Here is a 20,964-nt window from a genome sequence, read left to right as displayed (position 1 = left end):
CGATGCAAAGACAGCGCAGCGTGCTGCGGGTCACTCGCATCCTATGCCTCACGCCTGACCGGATTCAGTCCCCCGAACATAGTCAGCGGATCAGGTCCGGGGCGACGATGCGCCCCCTCGTTCAGATAGGTGACGAGAGCATCCAGGGGTACGGGGCGGCTGATGAGATAGCCTTGCACCATGTCGCAGCCCATGACCGTCAGCAGCGCCAGCGCGGCGTGCGTCTCCACGCCCTCCGCGACCACTTCCATTTCCAGTGCATGGGCAAGGTCGATCGTCGATCGCACGATCAGCGGATCGCGGTTGGAACTGGTCAGCTGCGTCACGAACAACTTGTCGATCTTCAGCTCGCGTGCGGGCAATTGCTTGAGATAGGCGAGCGACGACAGGCCCGCGCCATAATCGTCGATCGCGATCGTGATGCCGAAATCCGCGAAGCGCTGCAGGTTCGCGATGGCGCTTTCCGGATCGCGGATCACCGAGGTTTCGGTGATCTCGAAGCCGAGCTTCGCGTCGCTCGCGCCGACGAGACGGCAGGCTTCCTCGACGAACGCGGCGTCGCCCAGCAGCTGACCCGATATGTTGATGAACAGGCGGAGCGCATGTCCCCGCGCGGCCAGGGTCGCCTGATCGTCGATCACCCGGCGGATCGTCCAGAGGGTCATGCGGTCGATCAGCTGGCATTGTTCCGCCACCGGGACGAAGTCGCCCGGCATGACCAGACCGCGCTCGGGGTGCCGCCAGCGGATAAGCGCTTCGGCACTGGTGATCTCCTGCCGGCGGACGTGGACCTTGGGCTGATACATCAGCATCAGTTCGTCCGCGTCGATGGCGTGATCGAGCTCACGCGCGATGCGGACGATGTCGCCCTGCGCGCGCGGCGCAACGTCGTGACGCACCGCGCGATAGGCGGTCCGCGCCTCCGCCAGCGCGGCCTCGGCCTGTTCGACCAGCGCGACGTCGTCGACGCAGGTAGGACCGCTGGCGGCGCCGAAGGTCAGCTCGATCCGCACGGACATTTCGTCGATGATGAAGTGGCGGACGAAGCCCGCTTCGATCGCCGCGATACGACGATCGCAATCCTCGACATCGCTGACCCGAAATTGGCACATCACGAGCGATGGTCCGACCTTGGCCACGCTCGCGGTCGGCAGCAGCCGACCGAGACGTTCCGCTGCGAGACCCGCCAGCAGATCGGCACGGATACAGCCCAGGCGCCGGCGCAGCGCGCCGAAATTGGCGAGCTCGACCAGCAGGTGACAGTGGATCGCGTCACGCTCCGTGGCGACGGAGGATTCGACGGGTCCGACCGGGGCGACGAGGCGCTCTGCAGGGATCATCACCCTCCCGCACTATGCGCCGCCCCCTAAGATAGCGTTAATCAAGGAAAGACGCAGCGGATTGTAAAATGGTAAATCTTCTATTAACTATCGTGGTGCGGCTTTCGGGTCGCACCATAAGGGAGAAAAACCATGCTGGCGCTCATCATCAAGGCGGTCATCGGGATCGATATCAAGCCCTGGTAATCGTATAGATCGGCCCGGACCCCCTCATCGGGAGCCCGGGCCGGTTGTCTGGAATTCTGCAATACCGCCAGGTCGGCCGTCAGTGCCGAGCAACTTCCGGCTGGTCCTCCGACTGGTCCCAGCCGCCCCCCAGCGCCTTGGCCAACGCCACCGTCTGCTGGCGGAGCTGTGCGTCGCTCATCGCCACCTGTTCCCGCGCCGACAGCAATTGCGCTTCGGTATTCAGCACGGCGTCCTGCGCGACGAAGCCGCTCTGATATTGTGCGGATGTCGCCCGCACGCTGGCCTCCGCATCCGCCACCGCGCGTGTCAGGACGACACGCCGGCTACGCTCCGCGTCGATGGCAACCAAGGCGTCCTCGACGTCGCGCAGCGCCTGCAGCACGGTCTGCCGATATTGCAGATAGGCCTGCTCCCGCGCCTCCTTGCGGATGCCCACCGTCGCCTTGCGGCGGCCCCAATCGAGCAGCGGGAATTGTGCGGCGCCCGTGCCGGTCAACTGGAGGCTGTCGCCGCTGAAGAGGTTGGAGAGTGCCGTCGAGATCAGCTGCGCCATGCCGGTCAGGCTGAACCGCGGGTAGAGATCGGCCACCGCCACGCCGATATCCGCCGTCGCCGCCGCGAGATTGCGCTCTGCCGCGCGGACGTCGGGCCGCCGTCGCAACAGGTCGGACGGAAGCCCGGCGGGAATCGCGGGGACTGGCGGCAGCGCCGCCGGGATCGGGGCCGCCAGTTCGGCATCGAGCGATCCCGGCGACTGGCCGAGCAGTAGCGCGAGGGCGTGGCGGCGCACCGCGATATCCGCCCGGATCGGTAGCAGCCGCGCCTCCGTGCTGGTGATCGTCCCTCGCTGGCGGGTGACGTCGATCGGCGGCACCAGTCCGACGCGCGCAACATCGCCGGCAATCTTCAGCGCGCCGCGTTGCCGTGCAAGCTCGGCCTCGACGATCGCGATCTGCTGCTCGTCGAAGCGAAGCGCGAAATAGGCCTGGGCCACCTCGCCCGCGATCATCGTGGCGGCGTCGCGCCGGCTCCACTCCGCGGCTTCCGTCCGTGCGACGGCGCCCTGCACCTGTCGGCGGACACCCCCGAACACGTCGAGTTCCCAGCTCGCGTCGAAGCCGGCCGCATAGGTCGTGATGCCGCTGCCCGGCAGGGCTATGCCACCGCTCGATCCCGACCCTGCACCGGAGCTGCCGCCGCCGCTCGAGCCGCCGCCCGACTGGCCGCCAAACAGCCGCGCGAGCGAGGAGAAGCCCGCGTTCTTGCTGAACTCGACATGCGTCACGTTGGCGCTGGCATTGACCTGCGGCAGGCCCTGCGCGCGGGCGGCGATTTCCTGCAATCGCGCGGCGCGCACGCGGGACGCAGCGATCGCGATGTCGGGCGAGTCCTTGAGTGCGCGCGCGACCAAGCTGTCCAGCCGCGGATCGCCGAACGCGCGCCACCATTGCGACAGGTCCATGGTACTGGCAGCCGCCTGCGGTCCGACGAACGCATTCGGCACCTCCGCTTTGGGTGGCGTATAGTCGGGCCCGACGGTGCAGCCGCCGAGCAGCGCCGCGAGCGCGATCGAGGTCGACCGGCGCATCAATGTCCTCCCTGCGGGGCCTGGCCCGTCTTGTTGGCACGCATGAACAGCACCAGCGGCGCGACCACGAGCACGACGATCATCAGCGTGCGGAACACGTCGAGGAAGGCGAGCATCGAAGCCTGTCGCTGGACCTGGCTGTACAGGACGGCGAGCGGCGTGGTGGACGGATCGCCCTGGCCCGCGAAGGCCTTGCCGGCGGTGGCCAGCCACTGGTTGTAATTGGGGTCGAGGGGGTTGAGCGGCTGGACCAGCTCGCTCTGATGTTTCTGCAGGCCGTTGGATAACAAGGTCTGGGACAGGCTGATGCCGATCGTCCCGCCAAGATTGCGCGCGACGTTCAACAGGCTGGACGCCTGCGCGGTCTGGTTCTGCCGAAGGCCGACATAGGCGATCGCGTTGATCGGCACGAAGAGGAACGGCAGCGCCATGGCCTGGTAGAGGCGGGCGGTGGCGGCGTCCCAGAACGTGATGTCGGCGGTCAGATGCGACATGTTCCACAGGGCCGCCGCCTGCACGATCAGCGCGGGAAACAACAGAAAGCGCACGTCGACGACGCCCGCGAGCCTGCCCGCGAAGGGGACGGCGACCAATGTGGCGAGACCACCCGCGGTCAGCGCGAGGCCGGCGTCGAGCGAGGAATAGCCGAGCACCTGTTGCAGCATCTGCGGAATGAGCTGCGTCGTGCCGAACAGGATCATGCCGGTGATCGCCATGACGCCGATCGTCAGCGCGAAGTTGCGGTTCTTGAGCAGGCGCAGGTCGACGACCGGATCGTCGTGGTTGAGCTCCCACACGATGAGCGAGATCAGCGCGGTTGCCGATATGATGGCCGACGCCAGGATCAGCGGGCTCGAGAACCAGTCCTCCCGTTCGCCCCGGTCGAAGGTGATTTCCAGGAAACCGAGCCCGAGGGCGACCAGCGCCACACCGACATAGTCGATGCGCAGGCCGTTCTTGAACTTCTCCTTGCGGTCCTTCTGCACCTGTTCGGGTTCGTCGACGAACACCTCGACCAGGAACCAGGCGGCGATGCCGACGGGCACGTTGATCAGGAACACCCAGTGCCAGGTCGAATATTCGACGATATAGCCGCCCAACGTGGGTCCCAGGACCGGACCGACCACGACGACGATCGCGAACGCGGCGAAGGCCATGCCTCGCTTGGCGGGCGGAAACGTGTCGGCGAGGATCGACTGCTCCACGGGCGCAAGGCCGCCGCCGCCGACCCCCTGCAACACGCGCGCCAGCACGAGCGTCGACAGGTTCGGGGCAAGGCCGCACAGCAGCGATGACAGCGTGAACAGCGCGATCGAGATGAGGAAATAGCGCTTGCGTCCGATCGCGTCGGATAGCCAGCCCGAGATCGGGATGATGATCGCATTGGCGACGAGGTAGCTGGTCAGCACCCAGGTCGCCTGGTCGTTGGATACCGACAGGCCCCCGGCGATATGGTCGAGCGCGACGTTCGCGATCGACGTGTCGAGCACTTCCATGAACGTCGGGATGGAGATGATCGCGACGATCAGCCACGGGGAATAGCGGCCGGCAGCGGAACGGCTGGGGCTCCACTCGCCCGCCCCGCCGCCGCCCTTGCTCTTGCCCCCGCCCTTCGCGGTGCCCGCCTTGGCCACGCTCAGCGGACCTTGACGGTCGGCACCACCGACATGCCGGGCCCGATCGGGTAGCGGCGCGGATCAGGATGACCATTGGACACGTCGAACAGGATGCGCACGGGGACGCGCTGCACGACCTTGACGTAATTGCCGGTAGCGTTCTGCGGCGGCAGCAGCGCGAAGGCCTGGCCCGCGCCGCGCTGGATCGAATCGACCCGGCCGACGAACTTGACGTCCGGATAGGCGTCGACCTTGATCGTCACCGGCTGACCGATGCGCATCAGCGTCAGCTGCGTTTCCTTGAAATTGGCGGTAACCCACATCCGGTCGGGGACGATCGCCAGCAGCTGCGACCCCGCCTGGACGTAGGAGCCGAGATTGACCTGACGGTTCACCACCTGTCCCGGGACGGGCGCCCTGATCTGCAGATCGCCGAGCGTCGTGTTCGCCTGCGACACCTGCGCCTGTCGAGCCCCGACGACCGCTTCGGCCGACTTGACCTGACGGGTGGCGACGGTGACCTGCGCCTCCGCCGCGGCAACCTGGCGGCGTGCGGCCGCCGCGTCGGCTGCCGTGGCGCGCGCCTGGGTGCGCGCCTGATCGAGTTGCTGGCCCGCGACCGCATTCGGATCTAGGCGGAGCAGTGTCTCGTATCGGGACAGATCGGCCTGCGCCTTCTGCGCCTGTGCCAAGGGCACGCGCGCCGCGGCCGCGGCCTGCTCGCGGTTGGCGATCGCGGCGGACACCTGCGCGAGCGCCTGCTGCACCTGCGCCTGCGCCTGCAAGACATTGGCGCGCGCCTCCGCCGCCTGCGCCTCGGGACCCGATGGCTCGATCACCGCCAGCAGGCGACCGGCCTCCACGTGCCGGTTGTCGAGATTGGCGACCTGCACGAGCCGTCCCGGCGACTGGGCGGAGATGCGCACGATGTGCGTGTCCACGAACGCGTCGTCCGTGCTCTCGAACTGACGAGCATGGAGGTAATAGAGCGTGCCCCCGATCACGAGCGCTGAGACGACGACGATCAGGATGATCCAGAACAGCGGCTTCTTGAAGATCGACGGCTTCTTCCGTTCGTCGCCGTCCTGCTCATCTTCGTCGCCGGAATCGCCGTCTTCGGGCCCGCCATCGTCCGAACCGCTGTCGTCGTCCTTGTCGTCGCCCTCGCTCCTACGCTCGCGAGAGCCGTGCGCCTTGCCCTCGTCTTCGCGCCGCGCGTCCGAACTATCGGACTGCGCCTCGTCGCGCGGTTCGTTTTCGCTCATGCCGGCCCCTTATGACCCCCGCGGTTTTGTTGCCCGCGTGTTAACATGCGCTAAGACGCAGGAGCACCCGAAAAGTGCCGCGCACCGGCTTCACGCCGCGCGTGCGTCGCCGGCGGGCACCGGATTGGAGAATTCCAGTTCGTCGTCCACCGACCCGAAGCGCAGCGCCACCACGTCGAGCGCATAATTCTGGTTGAGCCGCCATGGCTTGCGCGTCCCTTGCTTGGGCAGGAAATGCGCGGCCCGCGCGACATAGCCCGATGTGAAATCGACGAAGGGGGCACGGGCCATCGCAGGGTCGGCGATCCGCGGGGTCGCCTGGCGCAGGCCTCGGCGCTTCATCGTGTTGAGCAGCCGACAGACGTAATTGGCCACGAGATCGGCCTTCAGTGTCCAGGACGCATTGGTATAGCCGAAGGTATAGGCAAGGTTCGGCACGTCGGAAAACATCATGCCCTTGTACTGGACGGCCTGCGACAGATCGATCGGTTGCCCGTCGAGCGAGAATGTCACGTCGCTCAGCAGCTGCAACTGCAGCCCGGTCGCCGTGACGACGATATCGGCCGACAGCGTCTCGCCAGACGACAGGCGGATGCCGTCCGTGACGAAACGGTCGATCGTCCCGGTGACGACGGAGGCGCGCCCCTGCTTGATCGCCTCGAACAGATCGGCGTCGGGAACCAGACACAGCCGCTGGTCCCAGGGATTGTAGCTCGGCGTAAAATGGATACCCACATCATAATCGGGTCCCAGATGATCGCGCACCATGCCGATCAGCCGCTGCTTGAACTTCTCGGGCCGCTTTCGCGCGATCCGATAGAAGAGCATGCCGAGCAGGACGTTCTTCCATCGCGTGATGCCATAGGCCGCCTTGCTCGGTAGCCGCGCGCGGAGCCAGTTGGCGACGGCATCCTGTGCCGGCCGCGACACCACATAGGTGGGCGAACGCTGCAGCATCGTCACCTGAGCCGCTGTCTTCGCCATCTCCGGCACCAGCGTCACCGCCGTCGCGCCACTGCCGATCACGATGACGCGCTTGCCAGCATAATCGAGGTCTTCCGGCCAGAATTGAGGATGCACCAATGTGCCCGCGAAGCTTTCCTGATCCGGGAAATCGGGCGCGTACCCTCGTGCGTAATCGTAATAGCCCGAGCACATGCACAGGAAGTCGCAGGTTATCGTCACGGGCTGCCCGTCGGGGCCCGTCGCCTCCACCGTCCAGCGGGCATCCGGCGTCGACCAGGACGCCGAACGCACGTGATGGCGGTAGCGGATGTTCCCGTCGATCCCATGTTCGCGCGCGGTCGCCTCGATATAGCGGCGGATGGATGGGCCGTCGGCGATCGCCTTGGCCTCCGTCCACGGCTGGAACGCAAAGCCTAGGGTGTGCATGTCGCTGTCGGAGCGGATGCCGGGATAGCGGAACAGATCCCAGGTCCCGCCCATCGCCGCCCGTCCCTCCAGGATGACGTAGCGACGATCGGGACAGCGCCGTTGCAGGTGATAGGCCTGGCCGACGCCGGACAGGCCTGCACCGACGATCACGACATCGACATGCTCCGCCATACGCCTCACCCTCTCGCTGACACTTTTGTCAGTGGCAGGATGCAACCATCCTGTTCCGCGCTCAATAGTCCCGCGAATATTTGAGACGTACGTCGGATCCGCCGAACGAGCCTGTCGAGGTCAGGATGCTGAGCGACTTGGTCAGCGAGATTTCAAGCTGCGTCGCGGTGAACCCGCGCGCATCCGTTACCACCTCCACATAGATATTGTCGGTCAGGTATTTGCCCGCCGCGAGGCTGGTGCCGCGGCCGGTCGCCTGATCCGCGCCGAGCACGCGCAACCGGTCGAAGCCCACCGCCGAGCGCAGCTTGCCCAGGGGATTGAGCCCCCCGCCGCCCGATCCGCGCAGCGAATTGAGCGCGCTCGCCAGCTGGATCGCCTCGATGGCGGACAGGTTTTCCGGATTGGTGCCGAACAGCAGGCGGCTCAGCACCTCGTCCTGCGGCAGTGCCGGCGTCGAGGTGAAGGCGATCTGCGGGCGTTGGCCCGTACCGGTGATGTTGATGACCGCGGTGATGCCGTTGGTGGTCGTCGTCGCCTGGATGTTGATGTCCGGATCGGTCAGCGCACCGCCGCGGAAGCGGATCGTACCGCGGCTGACGTCGAAACGCTTGCCCGCAAACGAATAGGTACCACGGATCAGGTCGAGGCCTCCGCCGATCGTCGGCGCGGCCGACGTGCCGCCGATCCGCAGGTCCATCGACCATTCCGATTCGAGCCCCATGCCGGAAACGTAGAGCTGGTTGGGCGCGCGCACCCGCAGGTCGAGCTTGACGAGCATCGCGGGCTTCGGCGGTGCCGCCGGTCGGTCCGTCGGCCGTGCGACACGGATTTCGCTCTTGCGGCGGACCCCCGTCAGCTCGGGGACCTCGGCGGCGCCCTGGCGGATGATCTGGTAGCGGGCATCCGGCACGGTCAAGTCACCCTTGAGCAGCGCGCCGTCCTTGCCGTTCGTGAAGCGGATCGTGCCCGACGTCTTCGCCGCGAGTGCATCGCTCTTGGCGAGCTGCGCATTGTCGAGACGCGCGGTGACGTCGATGGGGAAGCCGCTGTCCGATGCCAGGCCGACAGTGCCTTGGGCCTGCACGCTGCCGTCGCCGGCGCGCGCGGTCAGACTGGTGAGCTCGAGCCGGTCATTGCTGAACCGCCCCGCGATTTTCATCTGCGACAGGCGCGTGCCATAAGTCTCGTTGTCATAGGTAAGATTATCGGCTCGGATCAGACCGTTAAGTTGCGGTACTGAGACACGTCCGGAGAAGTCCGCAGCGACCGCGATTGGACCCGTCAGCTGTTGTCCCGGCAGAGCCGCCAGGCTGAACAGCACCGCCGCCGGACCGTTGTACCGCAAGCCGCCGGCAAGCGGCGCCTGCATCAGACGCGTCGTCCACGATCCGTCGCCCGGCGGCAGCGGACGCAGCGTCGCGAGCATCCGGCCGACCGTCATCGAGCCGCGCCTGACCAGCGCGCGCGCTTCGCCCCCGTCGGGCAGGAGGCGACCGACGAACTGGATGTCGACGGGCTCCGAGACCGCGGCGATGCCGGTGCGCTGGAAATTGGCGACGGTCAGCCGCGCGTCCGCCTGCGGGATGGCGGCACCCTGCTGGCGGTAGTCGAGGCTGCCACTGACGGCTCCCGACAGGCCGAGGTTCGGTACGAAGGCGGACAGGATCGACAGGTTCATCCGATCGAGCCGCATCTGCGCCGCCGTCACCCCGCCACCATAGGATCCCGCGAGGCGGGCCGCGCCGGCGTTCGAACCCTGGCCGAAATCGATCCGCGTCGGTGCCAGCGCATAGCCTTGCCGGCCTTGCGTGATCCGCGCCGGGTTGCCGGTGCGGAACGGGATGCCGTTGGCCTGCCCCTGCAACGCCACCAGGTAATCGCCGGGCGACAACCGCGCGTTGAGCGCGACGCGCAGCGGCACGCCGCTCGATCCGGTCAGCAGCGCCTGGGCGGTGCCGCGTCCGCCGGTGTAGTTCACCTTGGCGCGCATCGCCTCGATGACGAACGCATTATAGCGGGTATCAGCGACCTGGACGTCCGCGATCACTTGCGGCGCCTTCGGGTAGAGGACGACGCTGGCGCTGACGAGCGCGCGCGCGATCGTGAAATCTGCCGCGCCGGGGATCGTCGCATTATAGGCGCGGCCGTTGATATCGGCACGCTGGACGCCGTTCTGGTCCGCCAGACGCACGGTTCCGCTGATCCCGCGACCGGTGAAGGTCAGCAGGCCCGCGAACGGACCCCGCGGCGTCGCGGCGATCTGTCCCCGCGTGGTGATGCCGGCCAGGACAAGACTGCGGACGTCCACGGTCAACCTCGGGCTCGGTCGCAGCAGCACGTCGGCGGTGAACGGGCCGTAATTGGTCCCGCCCTTTGCCGTGACGGCATAGGCCCCGTCGCGACCGACGACCCGCGCATCGAGATTGACCAGGCCGATGCCGACGCCGGGACGTGCCGCGTGCAACAGGACCACGGGGTTGGTGGCGCTGCCGGTCACGCGCGCGGAGAGCGGGCCATATTGGCTGGAATCGGCGTCGGCGTTGACCAGCAGGGCACCGTTGGCGGGATCGAACCTGCCCTCGCCGCGGGTGACGTGGAACTGTGGCGCGTTCAGCCGTACGTTGCGGAAGCTCACGATGCCTTCGGGGCTGTATCCGATGTCGGCGCGCACGATCGCATTGCCGCCCAGGAAGGACCGCACGCCGGTGTTGAACAGCTGCTGCGTGCGCGCGACCACACGCCCGGTGATGCCGAAGCCACCGTTCGGCCCCGGCACGAGCCTCGCATCGGTCGTCAGGCTTATGATACCGATGCTTTCGACGCGATAATTGTTGATCCGCCCCTTCAGCGCGCCGGTGTAACGGCCGGTGCTGACGTTCGCGACGACGACGGCCGCCGCGTCGATATTATCGGAGCGGATGCGCAGATTATCCGACAGGATATTGGGCATCGAGATCGCGAAATCGCCCGCGATGCGCACATTGTTCGTCAGGCCGCCGACGGCCGCGTTGAGCCCCGTGACCCGGCGGGCACGCGCCTGCACGGGAACCAGGATCCTGTCGGCATTCACCCGCGCCAGACCCTCGGCGTAGACGTCCTGTACGACGGTCGTGCCGAACCCGATCGACGCGCCGCTGATCTTGTAGTTGACGGTCGGCGTCGCGAAGGCGCCATCAAGGACCAGGCGCGCGCGGACGTCGCGGCCGTTGAGGTTGGGCGCGATCGCGCCGGGCGTGAGCAACCGTGCGTCGACCGCGAAATTGCCGAAACGGCTGTTCGCGAGGTCCAGAATGCCACCGGCTTCCAGTGCCAGCGCGCGCGATCGGGCGGTCAGCCGCGTATCGGCCCGCCGCTGGTCGAGCGTCGTGTCGATCGCCAGATCGAGCCGCGGCGAGGTCAGGCGCTCGACGGGACCTTGCAGGTACAGGCCGGGCGTCGCGTAGCCGCGCACCGCGATGTGCCCGTTTCGCGCGGTCACGCTCAGGTCGGCCAGCTGCCCCTGACCCAGCGTGGCGGAGGCACGCCCTTGCCACGACGCCCAGCTGCCGCGGCCGCCGACGCTGACCGCGAGCGGCGCCTTGAGCGAAGCCATGGTCGCGACGACGCCGCCGACGGGAGCCGCAAGCCTGAGGTCGACGTCCAGCTTGTCCTGGTCGGGCACCGCGTCCAGCCTGAGCCGAAGGCGATCGCCGCCCGCGACGCCTGGCCCACGCAGTGCGGCGGCGTCGGCGACGAGCTGTGCACGGCGGTCGGCGATATGGACCGATCCGTCGACACGGACGACGTGCGTCTGGCCGGTCACCGGCTTTTGCAGCACCAGGCGGCCGATGTGCAGCCGGTTCACGTCGATGTCGAGATCCGGAAGCAGCGGCTGGTTCTCGGGACTCGGCGGCGTCGCCTTGAGCGCGGGTCGACGGGCCAGCGTGACTAGGTCCGTCGACAGTGCACGGACGTCGACGTGATTGCGCGCGAACGCGAATGGCCGCCAGTCGACGCTGAGCTTGGGACTGGTGAGGAAGACGCCCTTCGGATCGGAGACGCGCACATCGCTGAGCACCATCTGCCCGTAGAGCGAGCCGTCGATCCGCCCGACCTTGATGCTGAGACCCGACGCGGTGGTGTAGCCGCCGATGCGATTGGCGACGAAGCGTCGGCCGGGATCGGTATTGATCCCGAACACCACGATCGCGACCAGCAGCAGCAGGCCGAGGATCGCGACGCCGATCCATTTCACGATGCGCTGCCACAGCGGACGGCGGATGACGACGGTTCGCGGCGCCTCGGCTTGCGTCTCGTCCACCATCAGAAGGCTTGTCCGATCGAGATGTACAGAGCGACCTTTCCGTCACCCTTGCGCGGATTGAGCGGGGTGGCGACGTCGAGCCGCAGCGGACCGAAATTCGTGTAGAACCGGCCGCCGATACCGGCGCCGAAGCGCAGGTCGGAGGCGGTGGGAAAGACCGAGGCGTAGCTGTTGCCGGCGTCGACGAACGGCACGATGCCGAAATTCCCGAAGCGATAGCGTGCCTCGACCGCGAATTCGTTGAGAGAGCGACCGCCGACCGGATTGCCCTGCGGATCGAGCGGCCCCAGCCGCTGGAAGCCGTAGCCGCGTACGGAGCCCCCGCCCCCGCCGTAATAGCGCCGCGACGGCGCCAGATCGTCCCGCGCGATGCCGAAGATCGACCCGGCGCGGGCGCGACCCGCCAGCGTCAGCGAGGTAGACAGGGGATAATAGAAGGTCGCCTCCACCATCGTGCGGGCATAGGGGCTCACCTTGCCCTGGACGGACGTCTCGGGACTGAGATTGAGCTTCAGCCGGTAACCGCGCGTCGGGTTGAGCAGGCTGTCGGACGTGTCCCACTGCACCTGACTCGGCAACGCGACGATGCCATAGGTCCGGCGGACACGTTCGTTGCGCGTGAAGTCCCACACGCTCTCATTGGTGCCGACAAGCTCGCCGCCATAGGCATAGGTGATCCGCTTCTGCCAGATCGGCGTCGAGTCGTAGCTCCACCGGACGCCGAGCGTGCCGGTGAACGCCTCATAGGCGTCATAGCTGTTGCGGTTGGCAGAGGCGATGATCTGGAAGGTCCTGTCGCGCTTGCCCGCGTTCGAGCGGCGGAACGTGCCCGACAGGCCCTGTTCCTGCGTGCCGGCGATCACGCTGGCGATCAGCGCACCCTCGGGTGGGAAGAGGTTGCGATGCGTCCAGGTGCCTTCGGCGCGAAAGCCCTGGCCGGTCGAATAGCCGACCGTGCCGCCGAGGCTGCGCGCGGGCCCTTCCGTCTGGCGGACGAGCAGATCGACCTGTTCCGTGCCGTCCGGCCCCGGGCGACCGGTCCGCTCGGGCGTGACGGCGATACCGCGGAACAGGCCGGTGGCGACCAGCGCATCGCGCAGGTCGTCGGTCTTGCGCGCATCGTAAAGGTCCCCTTGCTTGAAGCGCGGGAAGACATTGAGATGATCGAGCCCGAAGACCGCATCGCCGCTCGTCGTCAGCTGTCCGAAGGTGGCGCGCGGCCCGGTATCCACCGGCAGCGTATAGGCACCCGTCGCCTTCTCCGATTGGTCGTCGAGCAGGATGTCCCGCTCGCCGACCTTGACGAAAGGATAGCCCTGCTGCGGCAGCACCAGGCTGACATTGGCCTCTGCGCCCTGGATGCGCGCCGCTTCGATCGGATCGCCAATCTTGAGCGGCAGATTGTGCGTGATGAGGTCGGCCGGCACGACAGGGTCGGCCTTCACCGCAACCGACGACAGCCGATAGAGCCGTCCCGGCGTCGCGCTTACCGTGGCACGAAGACGGCCGGCCTCGCCCGCGATCGGTTCGATCGTCGATATCGCCGTCCCGTCGTAATAGCCCAGCGACTTCATCAGCCGCACCGCGAGCGCCTCATCCTCGCGCGCCCGTGCGGCGACCTGCGTCGCGTTCGCGGCCTTGCCGCCGCCCTCGCGCAGCGCGGACAGCGACTTGAACTCGGACTCGAGGTTCACGCCCTCCAGTCCCTTGAGGACGGTATCGTACCGGATCTGCGGGGCCGCCGCGTCCTTGACGTCGGCCGCCGTCTGCAGAGGCGTCGAATCGAAGCTCGACAGCGGCACCAGTGGCTGGGCCAACTCCGGGTTCTCGGCGGCGGGGGGCGGCATTGCCGCGGCCGCTCCGACGCCCTCGGTGGGGCGCGTAACCGTTTGCGGCGCGGCGGTCGCACCGGGCGAGGCAGGGAGGAGCGGCATCGGTTCGAGCGGCGCGTTGATGTCGCCGCTCAGCGGCGGCAAGGCGGCATTGAACGTCGCGTCGGGAACGATGGGTGCATCGCCCTTGGGATCGACGCCCTGGTCTTCCTCGGGCGGGGTCTGCGACTTTGGCGCATCCGGACCCTTGGCGGGCGCGCGACCTTGCTGCTGCGACAACTGCGCCGCCGCCGGCGACGCTGCCAGCAGCGCGGCCGCCAGCCAGAAATGTCTTCCCGAAACTCCCGACACGCGCGAACGACCCCCCTTTGCTACGCATGGAGCGTTCGCGTTCGACTCACCCCGATCGTACGGCAAACGTAACGACAGGCATATGGTTGCAGGCGGGTCAGGCTTTTCGCGACGGGCCGTGCGCGGCGTCTGCGCGACGATTAGGGCGCGGCATGCGCACAGCCGACGAGGCCCGCGAGCGGCAGGATGACGCTGTCCTGGCCCGGCCGGTCGATGCGCAGCGTCGCGGATCCAACGCGGGCGCCGTCGGTCAACGCCTGTTGCCGGACGATCGTCAAGTCGAGCGTCGCGCTCATGTCGCCCGCCCGATAGCTGGTCGATGCCGCGAAGCCCAGGTCGCCCACTCCGGCCTCCCCGATCTTGGTCAGATCGGCGACCTTGCCGTCCGGCGCGATGCGCAGCGTGGCAGGCGTCGCGGACGCCATGGCGACCAGCTGCCGATCCGCGATGCTCCACAGATACGCGGCGCACCCCTTGGCCGGCAGCGCCTGCCGACCGATGGGGCCGAGCATCGGAGGCGCCGGCGTCGCCGCCTGAAGCGCGATCGGAAGGAGCAGCGCGATCATGGCGCCCCCCCTATCATCGCAAGCCAGGCAGGGTAAGCCGCCGCTGCCAGCAGGGCGCCAAAGGGCATCGCCGTCGCGGCGCCGATCGAGCGGCCGCGAACATGCGCAAACAGCGCCGCCCCCAACCCGATCAGGGCGGCGATCAGGAGCACCGCCGGCAGCATCCGCCATCCCAGCCACAGGCCGATGGCGCCGAACAGCTTGGGGTCGCCGCCGCCCATGCCGTCCCGCTTGCGCACCGCGCGATAGCACCACGCGATCCCCGCAAGCGAGACATAGCCGCCGATAGCTCCCAGCAACCGGTCGGTCGCATCCGGCGGCACAGCGAGCCACGCACTGCCGATGCCGACGATCGCCAGCGTCCCGGTCAACCGGTCAGGCAACCAGAAGGCGCGCAGGTCGATCGTCGCGAGCGCCAGCAGCAGCCAGCCGAACAGCGCGCCCGCCACGCCGACCAGTCCCGGCGCGACCAGACCCGCCGTGCCGCCGATCACCAGCGCGCCCCCCTCCACGATCGGATGCAGCGGCGCGATCCTGCCGCCGCAGTGGCGGCATCGCCCACGCTGCAGCACGAAGCTTGCCAGCGGTATCAGCTCGCGCGGCGCCAGCGTCTCTCCGCAATGATCGCAGGCGGAGCGGCCGAGCAAGACCGATCGTCCGTCCGGCCAGCGCACCGCCAGGGCCGCGACGAAACTGCCTGCAAGAAGGCCTGCCGCGCCGAGTCCGATCGACCAGACCCAGTGCTCAGCCATCGTCGTCCGTCGCCGCGCCGCGGTCGCGCAGCAGATACCGGTAAACGCCGAGCAGATCGATGAGCAGCAGCACGCTGTTCTGCGTGCCCAGCGCCCAGTCGCGGGTCAAGACCGCTCCCGCGATCCATGCGACGGCCGACAGACAGAACAGGACCATGCCCCAACCTGTGTCGCGCCTACCCCAGTCGAGCGACACGATCGTTGCCGCGATCATGCCGCTGATCGAGGCAAACCACCGGATTGGCTCAGCAAACTGTTCCATCGTCGGTGGCTTAGGCGACGTTCGCGACAAGTCGACCACTTCGAGGTTGAGCCAGATCAAGCACGTTGCGGCACGCCTGCCGACCGCCTAGATCGCGCAGCAACACAAAGTCCGGAGAGAATGATGTCGACCGATCCGATCGTGATCCTGTCCTACGCGCGTACGCCGATGGGGTCCTTCCAAGGCGCACTGGCGGGCGCGACCGCCACCGAATTGGGCGCGACGGCGGTGCGTGCGGCGGTGGAGCGCGCCGGTATCACGGCGGAGGCGGTCGAGCGCATCTACATGGGCTGCGTGCTGCCCGCCGGCCTCGGCCAGGCACCCGCACGCCAAGCGGCGATCAACGCCGGACTCGGCACGCACGTGGAGGCGACGACCGTCAACAAGATGTGCGGATCGGGCATGCAGGCCGCGATCATGGGGGCCGACGCTCTGGCCGCGGGTTCGGCCGAGCTGCTCGTCGCGGGCGGCATGGAGAGCATGACCAATGCCCCCTATCTGTCGAAGAAGCATCGCGGCGGCGCGCGCATCGGCCACGATACGCTGTACGATCACATGTACCTCGACGGGCTGGAAGACGCCTACGAACCCGGCAAGCTGATGGGCAATTTCGCGGAGGATACCGCCGCCGAATACCAGTTCACGCGCAAGGCGATGGACGATTATGCCATCGAATCGCTGCATCGGGCGCAGAAGGCGCAGGCGTCCGGCGCCTTCGATCGCGAGATCGTCGCGGTCGAGATCGCGGGCCGCAAGGGCACGACGACCGTCTCGCTCGACGAACAGCCTGCGAAGGGCGATGTCGCCAAGATCCCGACGCTGAAGCCCGCCTTCTCGCGTGACGGCACGATCACGGCGGCCAATGCCTCCTCGATCTCGGACGGCGCCGCCGCCCTGGTGATGACGCGTGCAAGCGTCGCCGAGCGGCTGGGCCTGTCGCCCGTCGCCCGCATCGTCAGCCATGCCGCGCACGCCCATGCGCCCGCCTTGTTCACCACGGCGCCGGTCTTCGCCATGCAGAAGGCACTGGAAAAGGCGGGGTGGAGCAAGGATCAGGTCGACCTGTTCGAGGTCAACGAGGCCTTCGCCGCGGTGTCGATGATCGCGATGCACGATCTCGGCCTCGACCATGCGCGCCTTAATATCCACGGCGGCGCCTGCGCGCTGGGTCATCCGATCGGCGCGAGCGGGGCGCGCATCCTCGCGACCCTGCTGTCGGCGCTGCAGGGCAGCGGCCAGAAGCGCGGGCTCGCCAGCCTGTGCATCGGCGGCGGCGAAGCCACTGCGATGGCGGTGGAACTGCTGTAAGCGCGACCGGCACTCCAGGGTATCGCACGGCCCGGTCTCTTGGAGGCCGGGCCCACCCGCTTCACACCGCGGCTCCTTGCTGTCCGTTGAGGCGAACGGGCGCTATCGGCGAAGGCTCGACAAGCGCTGCAACTGGCGGCTGGTCCCTCTGTGCTGGAGCTTTACCGCTCCTATCCGGCCTTGCCTGATTGCAACTCAGGGTAGCGTTTCGCCCGGATCGACGCCCCACAGATCCCGGGTCTCGACATAGGCCGCCTGCCCCTTCACGTCGAGGCGGCACCAGCCGCCGCCGCACTGGCTCAGACGACCGACGACGCCGGGTTCGGCGCGCCACATCAACCGCGCGCCGGGCGACGGGCGCTCGCGCATATCGATCGGTTGCGACCCGCGTACGATCGCGGTCCGCCGCTCGCTGATCAGCGCCGCGAGCATCCATCCCTGCGCGCCGTCGGGATCCTCGACCTTGCGCCATTCCTTGAAGACCGCGATCACGCGCACCGGCAGATCGGCGCGCTGGTAGAGCCAATTGGCGGGATAGGTCCGGCCGGGCCCGGTCCGCATCCGCGCCCGACCCGCCGCGATCGATCCGAAGAACGGCGGCGCCTTCTTCGTATCGGCCGCGATCGCACCTGCGTCGGCGAAGACCATCGCGAGCGCCGCGACGGCGAGAGCGATAAGGCGCATCTTCCCTGTCCTTTTCCCTGTAAGCCGCCTGCATAGCGTGCATGCCGACGGCTTCAACCTTCCGTTGACGGGGCGGCTCCCCTCCGCCAAGCCATGATCGCGATGACAGACACGCGCCGCTGCCCCCATCCCAAGGTGATCGTCACCCGCGAGCTGGCCGAGGGTGTGATGGCGCGGCTGGAGGCCTTGTTCGACACGACGAACAATCGCGGCGACGCCAAGATGACGCGCGAGGCGCTGGCCGCGGCGATGGCGGACTGCGACGTGCTGGTGCCGACCGTTACCGACGACATCGATGCGGCGCTGATCGAGCAGGCGGGACCGCGGCTGCGCCTGATCGCCAATTACGGCGCGGGCGTGAACCACATCGCGCTGAGGGCAGCGCGTGCTCGCGGCATCATCGTCACCAACACGCCGGGCGTGCTGACCGAGGACACCGCGGACATGGCGATGGCGCTGATCGTCTCGGTGCCGCGTCGGCTGGCGGAGGGCGAGAAGCTGGTCCGGTCGGGCGAGTGGCACGGCTGGAGCCCCGGAGGCATGCTCGGCCACCGCATCGGCGGCAAGACCCTCGGCATCGTCGGCATGGGTCGGATAGGGCAGGCCGTCGCACGGCGGGCCCGCGCCTTCGGCCTGTCGATCCACTATCACAACCGGCATCGCCTGCCCGCGATCGTCGAGCAGGACCTCGGCGCGATCTTCCACGCCGAGCTCGACGACCTTCTGGCCGATGCGGACATCGTCTCGATCCACACGCCGCTCAACGACGACAGCCGCGACCTGATCGATCGACGCCGGCTCGCGCTGATGCGGCCTCACGTCTACCTGATCAACACGTCGCGGGGCGGCATCGTCGACGAAGTGGCCATGGTCGAGGCGCTCGAGGCCGGCCGTCTCGCCGGCGCGGGGCTGGACGTCTGGGAGCACGAACCGCGCATCGATCCGCGCCTGCTCGCGTTGCCCAATGTCGTGATGACGCCGCACATGGGTTCCGCGACCTTCGAAGGGCGGCAGGCGTCGGGGGATCGCGTCATCCAGAACATCCGCATGTGGGCGGACGGACACCGGCCGCCAGACCAGGTGCTGGACGGCTGGGTCTGACGTTTCCCGGTCCAGGGAACCTGCGACCGCGCCAGGGCATTCGGTTCGCCGTTCACAGCGAAAGGATGATCGTGATGACCCGGAAGCTTGGTGCGGCCTCGGCCGCCTTGCTCGTCGCCGCCACCGCCTTGTCGGGATGTTCGACCCTCAAGGGTGCGGGCATCGGCGCCGTGGGCGGTGCGGGGGTCGCCGCGGCGACCGGCGGCAGCGTCGAAAAGGGCGCCGCCGTGGGCGGGACAGCCGGCGCGGTCGTGGGCACCGTTGCCAAATAAGCGGACGGGCGGGAGTCGACAGCCTCAACCCGGCTCCCGCGCCTCCAGCGCAGCGGCGCGCGCCACGTCCTTTGGGCGCCCGATGCGCCGCAGAATCGCGATAAGCTCCTCTCGCGCCGGCACGTGAATGATCCGCCCGTCGACCGCGATGCCGTGTCGCGTCGTCGGCTCAAGCCTTTGCCATCCGCCATCGGTCGCGATGGCGAATCCCGCCATCATCTCCACCGGCACGGGATGCACGGCCCATCGCGCGAAGCGCTCCGAGCGGAAAAGGGGGTGCGGAGGCAGGTCAAGTGCCGCCACGCCGAGGCGCCGGAAGAGCGCGTCCGCATCCGACGGATCGACGAGGATGTCGACATCGCCGACCTTCCCGGCATCCGCCCCATGCAAGGCGACGGCCGCGCTGCCGATGACCCACCATGGCCGCAACGCCGGCGACATCGCGTCTGCGATCGCCGCCAGCGTCTCGATCAGCGATGGATCCCGCGACCCGATCAATCGCCCGTCAGGATGCGGTCGACCAGCTGCTTCACCGTCGGCACGAATCCGTTGGAATAGAAAGGATCGCGCTTGAAGTTATAGGCCGCGTGACCGGCGAACATCAGGTTGTTGTCGACGTCGCCGCCGTGCGCGATGTCCTGAAGCGTCTTCTGGATGCAGAAGCTGCGCGGGTCGGCGAGACGTCCGGTCGAGTTCGTCTCGGTGTCCGCCCAGCTGGAGAACAGGCACTGCGAGAGGCAGCCCATGCAGTCCGCCTGATCCTTGCGGATTTCCTTCGCCTCTTCGGGCGTGACGAAGACGAGCGTGTTGTCGGGGGTTTTCAACGCCATGGTGAAGCCGGCGCCGAACCACTCGCGTGCGCGCAGCAAATCGCCCCGCGTCACCCAGAAGTTCTTGCCCTTCACGCCGACGTCGAGCTGGAAGACGTGGTCACCCGCCTCCTGCGTCGAAAAGGCGATCTGCCGCTCGGACCGGGCCTCGAGGCTGCGCAGGAACGGGTTGCGGACCGCCGACGAGTAGAAGCCGGTTGGGGAGAAGCGATGGAGGAGCACCCCGCCCTCCTCGATCTGCGTCAGCCGCGCCTTCCACTCCTCGGGGATCGGGCTCTCCTGGGTCAGCAGGGGACGCGTTCCGTACTGGAACGCGATCGTGCCCAGCTCCGGATTGTCGATCCAGTCGTTCCAGTCGCGCAGATACCAGACGCCCCCGGCCATCACGATCGGCGTCGTGTCGGGGATACCCCCTTCGCGCATCGTTTCGCGCAGTTCCTTGACGCGCGGATAGGGATCCTGCGGCTTGAGCGGATCCTCGGCGTTCGACAGGCCGTTATGCCCGCCCGCGAGCCACGGATCCTCGTAGACCACCGCCGCCAGCCACTCGGCGGCCTTCGAATAGGCGCGCTTCCACAAGGCGCGGAACGCACGGCCCGACGAGACGATGGGCAGGTAGCTGACCTGGTAGGACGCTGCGATCTCGGAGAGCTTGTAGGGCATGCCGGCGCCGCAGGTGACGCCGGAGACGAGCCCCTTCGTCCGCTCGAGCACGCCGTGCAGCACGCGCTGGGCGCCGCCCATCTCCCACAGCACGTTGATGTTGATCGCGCCCTTGCCGCCGGCGATGTCGAACGCGCGCCGCACCTGCTGAACAGCGCCCTCGATCGCATATTCGATCAGTTCCTCATGCCGCTCGCGCCGGGTCAGCGCGCGGTAAATCTGCGGAATGATCTTGCCGTCGGGATCGTAGCTGTCGGCATTGACCGCGGAGACGGTGCCAATCCCGCCCGCCGCCGCCCAGGCGCCGGCCGATGCGTGATTGGTCGCCGCAACTCCCTTGCCACCTTCGACGAGCGGCCAGACTTCGCGGCCATTGTAGACGATCGGCTTCAGGCCCTTGAACACGGGAAACGGCACCTCTCAGGAAACAAACCACGAGCCTATATCCGAAAGGTTCCGGCGATGCGAAGAAA

General features: G+C 67.8%; 16 protein-coding genes. 3 read left to right on the top strand and 13 right to left on the bottom strand.

Annotation, left to right across the window (positions count from 1 at the left end; translation table 11 throughout):
* Positions 1-41: 41 nt before the first annotated feature.
* From RF701_RS02825 to RF701_RS02780, 10 genes are all read right to left on the bottom strand, one after another.
* Positions 42-1,253, bottom strand: a complete 1,212-nt coding sequence (locus RF701_RS02825; RefSeq protein ID WP_374758645.1) for an EAL domain-containing protein — start codon at positions 1,251-1,253, stop codon at positions 42-44.
* Positions 1,254-1,605: 352 nt separating this feature from the next.
* Positions 1,606-3,117 (bottom strand): efflux transporter outer membrane subunit, encoded by a 1,512-nt coding sequence (locus RF701_RS02820; RefSeq protein WP_308814020.1) that lies wholly within the window; start codon positions 3,115-3,117, stop codon positions 1,606-1,608.
* The gene (locus tag RF701_RS02815; RefSeq protein WP_308814019.1) at positions 3,117-4,751 is read right to left on the bottom strand and encodes a DHA2 family efflux MFS transporter permease subunit; all 1,635 of its coding nucleotides are present in this window, start codon (positions 4,749-4,751) and stop codon (positions 3,117-3,119) included. The genes RF701_RS02820 and RF701_RS02815 overlap by 1 nt, the downstream gene beginning before the upstream one ends.
* Before the next feature lie 2 nt (positions 4,752-4,753).
* The gene (locus tag RF701_RS02810; protein ID WP_210358840.1) at positions 4,754-5,998 is read right to left on the bottom strand and encodes an HlyD family secretion protein; all 1,245 of its coding nucleotides are present in this window, start codon (positions 5,996-5,998) and stop codon (positions 4,754-4,756) included.
* 90 nt (positions 5,999-6,088) lie between these two features.
* Positions 6,089-7,564, bottom strand: coding sequence for an NAD(P)/FAD-dependent oxidoreductase (locus RF701_RS02805; protein ID WP_308814018.1), 1,476 nt, complete (start codon positions 7,562-7,564; stop codon positions 6,089-6,091).
* 61 nt (positions 7,565-7,625) lie between these two features.
* A complete protein-coding gene (locus RF701_RS02800) occupies positions 7,626-11,870 on the bottom strand; it encodes a translocation/assembly module TamB domain-containing protein (protein ID WP_308814017.1) in 4,245 nt (1,414 codons plus the stop codon).
* Positions 11,870-14,053: a BamA/TamA family outer membrane protein gene (locus RF701_RS02795; protein WP_308814016.1), complete on the bottom strand. Its 2,184-nt coding sequence runs from the start codon at positions 14,051-14,053 to the stop codon at positions 11,870-11,872. Before RF701_RS02795 ends, RF701_RS02800 begins: the two co-directional genes overlap by 1 nt.
* 140 nt (positions 14,054-14,193) lie before the next feature.
* Positions 14,194-14,619, bottom strand: a complete 426-nt coding sequence (locus tag RF701_RS02790; RefSeq protein WP_210358836.1) for a hypothetical protein — start codon at positions 14,617-14,619, stop codon at positions 14,194-14,196.
* Entirely contained in the window at positions 14,616-15,371 is a 756-nt protein-coding gene (locus RF701_RS02785) for an A24 family peptidase (protein WP_210358835.1), read from the bottom strand. The genes RF701_RS02790 and RF701_RS02785 overlap by 4 nt, the downstream gene beginning before the upstream one ends.
* Complete coding sequence (locus RF701_RS02780; protein WP_308814015.1) at positions 15,364-15,693, bottom strand: hypothetical protein; 330 nt, start codon at positions 15,691-15,693, stop codon at positions 15,364-15,366. Before RF701_RS02780 ends, RF701_RS02785 begins: the two co-directional genes overlap by 8 nt.
* A gap of 63 nt (positions 15,694-15,756) precedes the next feature.
* Here RF701_RS02780 and RF701_RS02775 point away from each other — a divergent pair, with 63 nt between their 5' ends.
* Positions 15,757-16,941 (top strand): acetyl-CoA C-acyltransferase, encoded by a 1,185-nt coding sequence (locus tag RF701_RS02775; protein WP_210358834.1) that lies wholly within the window; start codon positions 15,757-15,759, stop codon positions 16,939-16,941.
* Between the two features lie 195 nt (positions 16,942-17,136).
* Here RF701_RS02775 and RF701_RS02770 read toward each other — a convergent pair whose 3' ends face one another.
* Positions 17,137-17,625, bottom strand: a complete 489-nt coding sequence (locus RF701_RS02770; RefSeq protein WP_287978149.1) for an SH3 domain-containing protein — start codon at positions 17,623-17,625, stop codon at positions 17,137-17,139.
* Positions 17,626-17,727: 102 nt separating this feature from the next.
* Here RF701_RS02770 and RF701_RS02765 point away from each other — a divergent pair, with 102 nt between their 5' ends.
* Positions 17,728-18,726, top strand: a complete 999-nt coding sequence (locus tag RF701_RS02765) for a D-glycerate dehydrogenase (RefSeq protein ID WP_308814014.1) — start codon at positions 17,728-17,730, stop codon at positions 18,724-18,726.
* A 74-nt stretch (positions 18,727-18,800) separates the two neighbouring features.
* Positions 18,801-18,998, top strand: coding sequence for a hypothetical protein (locus RF701_RS02760; protein WP_203309840.1), 198 nt, complete (start codon positions 18,801-18,803; stop codon positions 18,996-18,998).
* 24 nt (positions 18,999-19,022) lie between these two features.
* On the opposite strand, the gene RF701_RS02755 is transcribed toward RF701_RS02760, so the two are convergent.
* Positions 19,023-19,496, bottom strand: coding sequence for a hypothetical protein (locus tag RF701_RS02755; protein WP_308814013.1), 474 nt, complete (start codon positions 19,494-19,496; stop codon positions 19,023-19,025).
* Positions 19,493-20,896: a nitronate monooxygenase family protein gene (locus tag RF701_RS02750; protein WP_210358831.1), complete on the bottom strand. Its 1,404-nt coding sequence runs from the start codon at positions 20,894-20,896 to the stop codon at positions 19,493-19,495. Before RF701_RS02750 ends, RF701_RS02755 begins: the two co-directional genes overlap by 4 nt.
* Positions 20,897-20,964: the final 68 nt, after the last annotated feature.

Origin of the sequence: Sphingomonas sp. GV3 (genome assembly GCF_031082075.1) — a bacterium.
Classification (GTDB): Bacteria; Pseudomonadota; Alphaproteobacteria; order Sphingomonadales; family Sphingomonadaceae; genus Sphingomonas; species Sphingomonas beigongshangi.
The sequence above is the reverse complement of the archived record's forward strand: the minus strand, read 5'-3'. Positions and strand labels throughout refer to the sequence as shown.